This window comes from Thiohalocapsa sp. ML1, assembly GCF_001469165.1.
In the GTDB taxonomy this organism is placed as follows: domain Bacteria; phylum Pseudomonadota; class Gammaproteobacteria; order Chromatiales; family Chromatiaceae; genus Thiohalocapsa.
Genome location: NZ_JABX01000018.1, coordinates 104,582 through 114,369 on the forward strand (window position 1 = coordinate 104,582; position 9,788 = coordinate 114,369).

Here is a 9,788-nt window from a genome sequence, read left to right on the forward strand (position 1 = left end):
GAAGTACGGAGTACGGAGTACGGAAGAAGTACGGAGTACGGAGTACGGAAGAAGTACGGAGTACGGAGTACGGAGTACGGAAGAGGTACGGAGTACGGAGTACGGAGTACGTTGGTGCCTGCGATTGCGCTATCTCCCGCGCTTGATAGTGCGGAGTCCGGAGTTAAGGAGTACGGAGTACGGGATAAGAAGTATGGAGTACGGTGTACGTTGGTGGCTGCGATTGCGCTATCTCCCGCGCTTAAGAAGTGCCCGGATTCAAGAAGTCGGAGTACGGAGCGCGTTGGCACCTCTTCTTGCATGCGCCGCGGCGGAGAGAGCGTCGCGGCCCATGTGGGGCGTCTCGAGCGGTACCCCCGTACTCCGTACTCCGAACTCCGTACTTCCTACTGAGCGCGGGAGCCAGTCGCAGGGGCGGCGGTTCGAGCTCCGCAGCCCATGTGGGCGCCTCAGCCGGTACCCCCGCACTTCGCACTACGCACTGCGCACTTTCTTCGTCTGCACTACGCACTTTCTTCGTCGCACTACGCACATTGTTCCCATCCCCGGATTTCAAACTTCACACTTCACACTTCAAACTTTCTTCTCATCCTTCTGCTTGCAGCTTGGCCACCAACGGCTGAAGCTTCTTTTCCCAGACGGTCCTGTCGATGGGCCCGATGTGCTTGTAGCGGATGATGCCCTGGTGGTCCACGACGAAGGTCTCGGGCGCGCCGTAGACGCCCCAGTGGATGCCGACACTGTTGTCCGGGTCGTAGCCGTTCAGGTCGTAGGGGTTGCCGGTCATGGCCAACACCTCCAGTGCATCGGCGGCCTCGTCCTTCCAGTTGAGGCCGACGATCTGGAAGTCCGGCAGCTCCGAGAGCACCATCAGCGCCTGGTGCTCGGCCCGGCAGGACACGCACCAGGAGGCCCAGACGTTGACCAGCGAGATGGTGCCCCTAAGGTCGGCATCCGACACGGTGCGGCTCGGGTCGCCGAGCGCCGGCAGGCTGAACGCCGGCACTGGCTTGCCGATGAGCGGGGAGGGGACTTCGCGCGGATCATTGCCGAGGCCCCACACCAACAGCAGGACGAGCGCGCCGAAGACGATGAGCGGCGTCAGATAGCGCGCGGACTTGGGCATGGCCATGGCAGCTTGCCCCCGCTCAGGCCGCGGCCGCGGCGCTGTCCGCCGCGGGCTTGCGCGCGCCGGCACGGGCCAGGCGATAGCGCGGATCGGACACGGCGAGCGAGCCACCCAGGGCCATCAGGATGGCGCCAAGCCAGATCCAGCGCACGAACGGCTTGTAGTAGAGCCGGAGCGCCCAGTCGCCGTCGGTGCCCACGGGCTCGCCCAAGGAGACGTAGATGTCGCGGAAGAATCCGGCATCGATGGCCGCCTCGGTCATCGGCATGCCGCCGCCGAGATAGGCGCGCTTCTCGGGGAACAGGTGGGCGACCTCGCGCTTGCCGCGGTAGACGTGGAACTCGCCGCGCTGGGCGATGTAGTTCGGCCCCGGCACCTGGTCTGCGCCCATGAACTCGAAGCGGTAGCCGGCGATCTCGTGGGAGTCCCCGGGGCCCATGCGCACGTCCACCTCCATGTTGTAGCTGGACACCATGGTGACGCCGACCACGAACACCGCAACACCCACGTGCGCGGTGACCATGCCGTAGAAGCTCCGGCCGCTGCCGCGCAGGTCTGCCATCAGCGCCTGTCGGACGTTGGTGAGGCCGCCCTTGTGCTTGAGCCGTTCGCGCACGATGGCGATGTGCGAGAGCGTGACCCAGGCCGCGAGCGCGAGACCCACCGGCACCCACAGGCCGCCGTCGTCGAACATCGGCGTCGCGGCCAGCGCCAGCACCGCGATGCTCAAGCCCAGTGCCCACCACAGGCTTCGGAGCACGCGCAGGGGCTCATCGTGTTTCCAGCGCAGCGCCGGCCCCAGGCCCAGCACCACGGCGAGGAAGGGCGCCAGCGCCAGGAACATCTTGTTGAACCACGGGAAGCCGACGGAGATCTTGCCCCAGTTGAAGGCCTCGTAGACCAGCGGCGCTAGGGTGCCGAACAGCACCAGCACGGTAAAGGCGACGAACAGCAGGTTGTTGCCGAGCAGGGCCGATTCGCGCGACAGCAGGTCGAACCGCCCGCCGTCCGACACCTCCGGCGCGCGCCAGGCATAGAGCGCCAGCGAGCCGCCGACGACGATGCACAGGAAGATCAGGATGAACAGCCCGCGCGCCGGGTCGGTCGCGAAGGCGTGCACCGAGGTCAGCACACCGGAGCGCACCAGGAAGGTACCGAGCAGGCTGAGCGAGAAGGCGCAAATGGCGAGCAGCACGGTCCAGCTCTTGAACGCGGCGCGCTTCTCCGTGACCGCGAGCGAATGGATCAGCGCGGTGCCCACCAGCCAGGGCATCAGCGAGGCGTTCTCGACCGGGTCCCAGAACCACCAGCCGCCCCAGCCGAGCTCGTAGTAGGCCCACCAGGAGCCGAGCATGATGCCGATGGTGAGGAACGCCCAGGCGACCGTGGTCCAGGGCCGCGACCAGCGCGCCCAGGCGGCGTCGAGCCGCCCGCCGATGAGCGCCGCGACGGCGAAGGAGAAGGCCACCGAGAAGCCGACATAGCCCATGTAGAGCATGGGCGGATGGATGGCGAGGCCGAAGTCCTGCAGCAGCGGGTTCAGGTCTTGGCCCTCGGGCGGCACCGGGAACAGCCGCTCGAAGGGGTTGGACGTGAGCAGCATGAACAGCAGAAAGCCGATGGTGATCATGCCCTGCACGGAAATGACCCGCGCGATCATGGCGAGCGGCAGGTTCTGGCTGAACGCTGCCACCGCCGCGCCCCAGGCCGCCATGAACAGCACCCACAGGAGCAGCGAGCCCTCGTGGCCGCCCCAGACGGCGGAGACCTTGTAGATGTCGGGCAGCAGCGTATTGGAGTGCTGGGCCACGTACAGCACCGAGAAGTCGCTGGTCAGGAACGCCTGCACCAGGGCCGCGAAGGCGATGGTGAGCAGCGTGAGCTGGCCGTAGGCGAGCGGCCGGGCCATGGTCATCCAGGCGCGGTTGCCGGACAACGAGCCCGCCAGCGGAAAGGCCGACTGCACGAGGGCGAGCAGCAGCGCCAGAATCAGTGCGAAGTGTCCGAGCTCCGGGATCATGTGGTCGTCACCTTCACTGGGTTACGGTCATGGTGGCGGGCTTGGCCGACGGGGCGGCGGTTTCCACGACGCCGTCGGCGTGCGCGGTGTGCAGCGTGTCCTGGACCTCTGGCGGCATGTAGGACTCGTCGTGCTTGGCGAGTACGTCCTCTGCATAGAAAACGCCGTCGGTGCCGATGCGGCCCCTGGCGACGACGCCCTGACCCTCGCCGAAGAGGTCCGGCAGGATGCCCGTGTAGCTCACGGGGACGATCTTGGCGTTGTCGGTGACATCGAAGCGCACCGTGAGCCCGTCGCCCTCGCGCCGCAGGGTGTCGGTGACGACGAGGCCGCCGACGCGGAACACGGCGTCCGCGGGGTGCTCGCCGGCGTGCACCTGGCTCGGGCTGAAGAAGTAGGCGATGTTGCTCTGCAACGCGCTGAGCGCCATCGACGCGGCCACGCCGACGCCGAGCACGGCGATGCCGACGAACACCAAGCGTTTCTGTCTTGCTTTCATTTTGGCTCTCCCGGTGGCTGGTTCTGCTTGCGCAGTCGGACCAATCGACCCACGCGTTGCAAAATGGTTCGGTGATGGCGCCGCAGCACGAGCACCTCGGCGAGCAGCAGACCGAAGGTCATGCCGAAGGCGCTCCAGACATAGAAGGCGAAGCCGCCCTGGCCCAGAAAGTCCTGCATCAGACTGCCCCCCGCCCGGCGCCGGCCGGCACGCCGCTGCTGGTGCCGCTGCCGCCGCCGGTGTCGGCGCGCGCTTCAAGCAGCATGTCGCGCACCCAGGCGCTGTCGGCCTCGCGGGTCAGAATGATGTCCCGCAGGCGCATGAAGGCCGTGGCGAAGGAGTACGACCAGAACCCGAGGGTGATGAGCAGCATTGGGATCAGGATGGACGCATGGATGCTGCCGGGGTCGGAGCGCTGGTGCAGGGCGGCGCAGTTGTTCGGGTCAGGGCAGTTGATGGACCAGTAGATGATCGGCAGCATCACGACGCCGACGATGGCGAGGAGCGCGGCGGCGCGATCTGCACGACGGCTGTCGTCGATGGCCGAGTGCAGCGCCATGTAGCCGATATACAAAAAGAACAGGATCAGCTCGGAGGTCAGCCGCGGGTCCCAGTCCCAGTAGGTGCCCCAGCTCGGCCGGCCCCAGAGCGCGCCGGTCCAGAGCGCGAGGAAGGTGAAGATCGCGCCGGTGGGCGCCACCGCGTTGGCCATCATGAAGGACAGCCGCGTGTTGAACACGAGCCCGATGGCCGACCAGCCCGCGAGCACCAGATACAGCCACATCGACATCCAGGCCGTGGGCACGTGGACGAAGATGATCCGGTAGTACTCCTTCTGCGGATTGCTGCCGCCGAGCTGGTCGGCGGTATGAAAGAAGCCGACGTAGAGCCCGATCAGCACCAGCACCGCGGCAACGGCGGCGAACTTGGGCACGAGCTGGCCCGCTAGGGGATAGAAGCTGGCCGGGGAGGCGTATTTGAACCAGTTGATCTTCATGGCGTTCTGAGCGCGGCAGTGTAGCACCGAGGGGGCCGGGGTCGCAGCGGCGCGAATGTGCGCGGCATCGGCAAAGACCGCGCGATGCTTCGGGAAATGCGATGGGAAAGGCTCACTCCATGGAAATCCGCAGCGCCGCCGCGGACGCGGGCGGCGCGAGGATCAGGGCGGCCACCAGGAAGGCCCCAAGCAAGGAGAAATAGGGCTGTGTGTCGGCGATTTCCACGACGCTGACCGACACCGCACCGGCCCCGTACACCAGTACCGGGATGTACAGCGGCAGGATCAACAACGACAACAAGATGCCGCCGCCGCGCAGCCCGAGCGTCAGCGCCGCGCCGATGGCCCCGAGCAGGCTCAGCACCGGCGTGCCCAGCGCGAGCGCCGCCATCATGACCAGGATGGCGATGGGCTCCAGCGAATACTGCATCGCCATCAGCGGCGCGATGACCACCAGCGGCAGCCCGGTCAGCAACCAGTGCGCGACCACCTTGGCCAGCACCAGCAGCGACAGCGGCTGCCCCGCGAGCAGGAGCTGCTCCAGCGTGCCGTCGTCGTAGTCGGCGGCGAAGAGCCGCTCCAGGGCCAGCATGGAGGCCAACAGCGCCGCGACCCAGACCACGCCCGGCCCCAGCAGGCGCAGCAGCTCGCGCTCGCTGCCGACGCCGAGCGGAAACAGGCTCACCACGATGACGAAGAAGAACAGCGTCGTCAGCACATCGGTGCGGCGGCGCAGCGCGAGCGTGATGTCGCGAGTCAGGATGCACCAAAAGACCTTCAGCATGGCGGTGGCGGGGAACGCTTGGCGGCAGGGTTACTGCGGCGCCGCCGGACCCAGGTCCAGGCGGCGGATCTCGCCTTGGGTCAGCGCCACTTCCTGGTGGGTGGTGAGCACGACGGCGCCGCCGCTCGCCACTTGCCCGGCAATGAGTGCTTCCAGCAGGGCGACGGCGTCGGTGTCCAGCGCCGTGAAAGGCTCGTCCAGAATCCACAGCGGCGCCTTGCTCAAGATCAAGCGCGCGAGTGCCACGCGCTTTTTTTGCCCCTGGGAGAGCATGCGCGTCGGCAGGTCCTCGAAGCCCGCGAGCCCGATCTGCGCCAGCGCCGCGATGATGACGGCATCCGTCACCGGGTCCTGATCCAGCGTCGCCGCGACGCGCAGGTTCTCAAGGCCCGTGAGATCCGCCTTGATGCCGTTGAGGTGGCCGAAGTAGAGCAGCTCCCGGTTGAAGTCGTCGCCGAGCTCCGTGACGGGCTCGCCGCGCCAGCGGATGACGCCGGCATCGGGCTGCAGCAGCCCGCACAGCGCCCGCAGCAGCGTCGTCTTGCCGCTGCCGTTGCGCCCGCGCACGTGCAGCAGCGTGTGCGCCGGCAGCTCGAAGCCGAGGCCGCTGAACAGCAGGCGGTCGCCGCGGCGGCAGGACAGGTCCAGGACCTCGAGCATGGGGCTGGGACTTTCCGTGGGCGGTGGGGGGCGGGGCGCGGCGGCAGCGACCCGGCGGCAAAGGGACGCGACGATACAGCCTCACCGCCGCGGTCACAAGCGCACCGGATTTGCCGGTTTCCGGATGCGCCTGTTTTGACCGGCCGACTCGTAGATCGGCGGATGCTTGCAGATGAGTCTAGTTTCAAGACCACGCGGCGCTTGCGGGCAAAAGGGCCGAGGGCCGAGGGCCGAGGGCCAAGGGCCGAGGGCCAAGGGCCAAGGGCCGAGGGAGCCCGCCTCGGCCCTTGGCCCTTGGCCCTTGGTTCACTTGCACCGGCGACCGGATTGCGCAAGAAAGCGCTCCGTGCGCGGGTTGGTTTGAGGCTCTGCGGCGCTAGGGACGCCGGTTTCAACCGGCCCGCTCCTGGGCGCGCCGGTTTCAACCGGCTTGGCGTGGGTACGCCGGTCTGAATCGGCTCTTTGGGGTGGTGACCTCAGTCTACCGAATGCGGGGCGCTGTCCAAGGCGATGTTGTGAATGCCGGTTGGAAGGGCGAGTGTCGGCCATTCCCGGAGGCCGACTGAGGTCGGCATACCCAGGGGGGCGAAGTCGACCTACCGCTTGGGGGCTTTGCCAAGTCCCGCAGCGGGTTAGAATGCCGAGTTTGGTCTTGGTTCGCGTGGGTCCGCTCGGCTGCGGGCGCCGCAGCTTAAGGAGAGCACCGCCTTGGAGCCCTTTTACATCATGGTCTTCGCCGCCGGTTTGGTGGCGGCAAGCATTTTGTTCCGATTCGTGAGCCTGCTCGGCGGGCCGCGGCGGGTGCTCGCCTATCAGCGCCGCGACGGCTTCCTGAACTTGCAGGAGTGGCTATGTCTCGCCGCCATCGAAGAAGCGGTGGGGCGGGACTTCCGCGTTTTTGTGCGGGTGGCGGCGGGCCACGTGCTGTGCGGGGATGCGGCGCTGCGGCGGCGGACCCGGCGGGCCGCAGAGCGGGCGCTGGCCGGGCGGAGCTTCGACTTTTTGGTCTGCTCGACGGCGGATGGGCATCCGCTATGCGGCGTGCTCGCCGATGCCCCTGAGCCCCGCCGGCGACGGCGGCGCGAGAAGGCGTTTCTGGCCGAGGCCTGCGCCGATGCCGGACTGCCGCTGGTGCAGTTGGAGCTGAAGGACGGCTACGAGCTGTCCGCGATCCGCCGGGATCTGCTCGCCGCCATCGCGAGCGCCGACGTGCGCGTGACGCCGACGTCGGAGTCAGACGCCATCGCCGACGACGAGGAGTCCTTGCTCGCCGAGCTCGCCGCCGCCATGCAGGAGCCGGACGGCGTCAACGGCCGCCGCGTCGCCGGGCGACGCTGAGCGCCGTCCCCGTGGGAGCGGCTTTAGCCGCGACGCCGCGAGAGCGGCTCCAGCACGCACCGTGGGAGCGGCTTTAGCCGCGACGCCACAAGAGCGGCGCCAGCACGCCCCGTGGGAGCGGCTTTAGCCGCGACGCCACAAGAGCGGCTCCAGCACGCCCCGTGGGAGCGGCTTTGGCCGCGACGCTACAAGAGCAATGCCGTGGGAGCGGCTTTAGCCGCGACGCTCCGGCCGGTCGCGGCTAAAGCCGCTCCCACAGGGGCTTTGGCCGGTCGCGGCTGAAGCCGCTCCCACGCTGTCTCCTCAGGGGCTGGTGGACGGGTCCAGCAGCAGTCGCCCGTCGCGCACCTCCAGCCTGAAGGTAGCGATGGGCTCGTCGGCGGGCGGCTCCTGCGGCGCGCCCGTCTCCAGGCTGAACCAGGAGCCGTGCAGGGAGCACTTGATGTAGGCGCCGTCCAGGCAGCCGTAGGACAGCGGATAGTCCTCGTGCGTGCAGTTGTCCGCCACCGCGTAGTAGCGGTCCTCGACGCGGGCGATGATGTAGCTCTTGCCCGCCACCTTGGCGGTGACGAACTTGCCGGGGGCGATGTCGGCGGCGGCGCCGACGTCCACGAGATCAGTCATGTCCGCCACCTCAGCGCAGCCGCCGCGCGGCGGCGCCGGAGTCCAGCGCGGCGCGCATGCGGTCGGCGCCGGCCTGCAGGGTCTGCTCGCGGCCCAGGTGCCAGAGGATCAAGGCGCCGGCGAACACCAGGCTGTCGTAGGTCGGCCCGCGGCTCCCCTCCAGTGCGGCCATGCCGGCCTGCGCTGCGGCTTTGGCCGTTGCCGGAACGTCCACGGCCACGGCGATCTCGTCGCCGGGGCGGCTGGTGGTTGGCAGGTCATCGGGCAGTGGCACGGCGCGCACGTTCTGCTCGATGCCGAGGGCGGTCGGGTCGATGTCGAAGGACTGCTCCTCACCCAAGTGCTGGTAGTTGAAGCAGACGCCCGCCTGGCGCAGCGACGGCACCACGCCGCCCTCCACGCCGCGCACCAAGAGCGCCGACTCGAAGCCGGCATGGCGCGCGAGCAGGGCATAGATGCGCGGATAGGGCTTGTGCACGTAGCCGGTGACAAGATGCGTCTTCTTGCGGCCATGGATGGGCCGCGCCAGCACCTCGACGGTCGTGATGACCTGGCGCTTGACGATGGTGCCGCGCAGACCCACCAAATCGTGCAGCTTCGGCGCGAAGGCGCGCTGGTCCAGGTAGCTCCAGCCGATGGCCGGATCAGCAATGCGCGCCGCGGCCTCCGTCGGCGACAAGTCCACCGGCAGGCCGGCGGCGGCGAGCACGTGGCGATGCGTGACGCCGAACTTGGGCCCCACGGCATCGACCCCGTGGCTCACGGCCGGCACGCCGCACTCGGCGAGCACGGGCGCGAGGAACGGCGAGGCCGGCAGGCAGCGGTTGTAGCCGTCGTAGGGGTCGGCGATGTCCACGACCTCATCGACATCGGCGACGACGTGCTGGGTCGCGTCGCGCACCGCGTCCAGCACACCGCGTTGCTCGTCGTCGGTCTCCCGCTTCATGCGCAGTGCAATCAGGAAGATGCCGGCCTGCACCGGGTCCACCTCGACGTCGAGGATGGCCTGCATGCCGAGGCGCGCCTCCTCCAGCGCGATGTCCTTGGAGAGCTCGGGGCCGGTGGCAATGCGCTGGATGATGGAGCGCATGGTGCGTTGGATGTCGTTCATCGCGTCTGAATGCCTGCTGGTTGGAGGTTGGCGCTGGTGCGCTCAATGCCTCGCGCAAGTCGGGGTCATTGGGCGGCGCTTCAAGCCGCCCGTGGGAGCGGCTCCGGGATCGCCGGCTTTCCAGCCGGCTCGCCGCCGGCGCGGCTCACTGGGACCGCCGGCTTTCCAGCCGGCTCGGCGCCGACGCGACTGACCGGGACCGCCGGCTTTCCAGCCGGCTCGCCGCCGACGCAGACCGGGATCGCCGGCTTTCCAGCCGGCTCGGCGCCGGCGCGGCTCGATGCCGCGTCGGCGGCGTCTGAGCCGATAAGAGGGCACATGCGCAGTCGTCCGCCCGGCGGCGCGGCATGGACAACCGCCCGGGGCCCGCGCCGCAGATCGCGCGCCGGGGGCATCGAGCCCCCGGCACGCGAAGCCGGCTGAAAGCCGGCGGTCCCAGTCCGAGCCGGCTCGGCGCTGGCGCTGGCCGGGACCGCCGGCTTTCCAGCCGGCTCGGCGCTGGCGCTGACCGGGATCGCCGGCTTTCCAGCCGGCTCGGCGCCGACGCGGCTCGATGCCGCGTCGGCGGCGTCTGGGCCGATAAGAGGGCACATGCGCAGTCGTCCTCCCGGCGGCGCGGCATGGAC

11 protein-coding genes are annotated in these 9,788 nt (G+C 68.7%); 1 reads left to right on the forward strand and 10 read right to left on the reverse strand.

Going from position 1 to position 9,788, the window contains the following annotated elements; all coding sequences use genetic code 11:
* Positions 1–586 precede the first annotated feature (586 nt).
* From ML01_RS13295 to ccmA, 7 genes are all read right to left on the reverse strand, one after another.
* A complete protein-coding gene (locus ML01_RS13295; RefSeq protein WP_058555900.1) occupies positions 587–1,126 on the reverse strand; it encodes a DsbE family thiol:disulfide interchange protein in 540 nt (179 codons plus the stop codon).
* A gap of 22 nt (positions 1,127–1,148) precedes the next feature.
* Positions 1,149–3,149, reverse strand: a complete 2,001-nt coding sequence (locus ML01_RS13300; protein WP_058555885.1) for a heme lyase CcmF/NrfE family subunit — start codon at positions 3,147–3,149, stop codon at positions 1,149–1,151.
* Between the two features lie 13 nt (positions 3,150–3,162).
* Positions 3,163–3,648: a cytochrome c maturation protein CcmE gene (ccmE, locus tag ML01_RS13305; protein ID WP_058555886.1), complete on the reverse strand. Its 486-nt coding sequence runs from the start codon at positions 3,646–3,648 to the stop codon at positions 3,163–3,165.
* Entirely contained in the window at positions 3,645–3,827 is a 183-nt protein-coding gene (gene ccmD / locus ML01_RS13310) for a heme exporter protein CcmD (RefSeq protein ID WP_058555887.1), read from the reverse strand. Before ccmD ends, ccmE begins: the two co-directional genes overlap by 4 nt.
* The gene (gene ccsA / locus ML01_RS13315) at positions 3,827–4,645 is read right to left on the reverse strand and encodes a cytochrome c biogenesis protein CcsA (protein WP_082674247.1); all 819 of its coding nucleotides are present in this window, start codon (positions 4,643–4,645) and stop codon (positions 3,827–3,829) included. Before ccsA ends, ccmD begins: the two co-directional genes overlap by 1 nt.
* A gap of 112 nt (positions 4,646–4,757) precedes the next feature.
* Positions 4,758–5,429: a heme exporter protein CcmB gene (gene ccmB, locus ML01_RS13320; RefSeq protein WP_058555888.1), complete on the reverse strand. Its 672-nt coding sequence runs from the start codon at positions 5,427–5,429 to the stop codon at positions 4,758–4,760.
* A 30-nt stretch (positions 5,430–5,459) separates the two neighbouring features.
* Positions 5,460–6,089: a cytochrome c biogenesis heme-transporting ATPase CcmA gene (gene ccmA, locus ML01_RS13325; RefSeq protein ID WP_058555889.1), complete on the reverse strand. Its 630-nt coding sequence runs from the start codon at positions 6,087–6,089 to the stop codon at positions 5,460–5,462.
* A gap of 708 nt (positions 6,090–6,797) precedes the next feature.
* On the opposite strand from ccmA, the gene ML01_RS13330 reads away from it, so the two are divergent.
* Positions 6,798–7,427 (forward strand): DUF2726 domain-containing protein, encoded by a 630-nt coding sequence (locus tag ML01_RS13330; protein WP_058555890.1) that lies wholly within the window; start codon positions 6,798–6,800, stop codon positions 7,425–7,427.
* A 303-nt stretch (positions 7,428–7,730) separates the two neighbouring features.
* Here the strand turns inward: ML01_RS13330 and ML01_RS13335 are convergent, their stop codons facing one another.
* The 3 genes from ML01_RS13335 to ML01_RS28750 form a co-directional block, all read right to left on the reverse strand.
* Positions 7,731–8,051: a non-heme iron oxygenase ferredoxin subunit gene (locus ML01_RS13335; RefSeq protein WP_058555901.1), complete on the reverse strand. Its 321-nt coding sequence runs from the start codon at positions 8,049–8,051 to the stop codon at positions 7,731–7,733.
* Positions 8,052–8,061: 10 nt separating this feature from the next.
* Entirely contained in the window at positions 8,062–9,162 is a 1,101-nt protein-coding gene (locus ML01_RS13340; RefSeq protein WP_058555891.1) for an anthranilate phosphoribosyltransferase, read from the reverse strand.
* 80 nt (positions 9,163–9,242) lie between these two features.
* Complete coding sequence (locus ML01_RS28750) at positions 9,243–9,482, reverse strand: hypothetical protein (protein ID WP_156427710.1); 240 nt, start codon at positions 9,480–9,482, stop codon at positions 9,243–9,245.
* Positions 9,483–9,788: the final 306 nt, after the last annotated feature.

Excerpts from the sequence above, each read along its gene's own strand:
- ML01_RS13295 (WP_058555900.1), bottom strand. The coding sequence starts at position 1,126 with ATGCCCAAGTCCGCGCGCTATCTGACGCCGCTCATCGTCTTCGGCGCG.
- ML01_RS13300 (WP_058555885.1), bottom strand. The coding sequence starts at position 3,149 with ATGATCCCGGAGCTCGGACACTTCGCACTGATTCTGGCGCTGCTGCTC.
- ccmE (WP_058555886.1), bottom strand. The coding sequence starts at position 3,648 with ATGAAAGCAAGACAGAAACGCTTGGTGTTCGTCGGCATCGCCGTGCTC.
- ccmD (WP_058555887.1), bottom strand. The coding sequence starts at position 3,827 with ATGCAGGACTTTCTGGGCCAGGGCGGCTTCGCCTTCTATGTCTGGAGC.
- ccsA (WP_082674247.1), bottom strand. The coding sequence starts at position 4,645 with ATGAAGATCAACTGGTTCAAATACGCCTCCCCGGCCAGCTTCTATCCC.
- ccmB (WP_058555888.1), bottom strand. The coding sequence starts at position 5,429 with ATGCTGAAGGTCTTTTGGTGCATCCTGACTCGCGACATCACGCTCGCG.
- ccmA (WP_058555889.1), bottom strand. The coding sequence starts at position 6,089 with ATGCTCGAGGTCCTGGACCTGTCCTGCCGCCGCGGCGACCGCCTGCTG.
- ML01_RS13335 (WP_058555901.1), bottom strand. The coding sequence starts at position 8,051 with ATGACTGATCTCGTGGACGTCGGCGCCGCCGCCGACATCGCCCCCGGC.
- ML01_RS13340 (WP_058555891.1), bottom strand. The coding sequence starts at position 9,162 with ATGAACGACATCCAACGCACCATGCGCTCCATCATCCAGCGCATTGCC.
- ML01_RS28750 (WP_156427710.1), bottom strand. The coding sequence starts at position 9,482 with ATGTGCCCTCTTATCGGCTCAGACGCCGCCGACGCGGCATCGAGCCGC.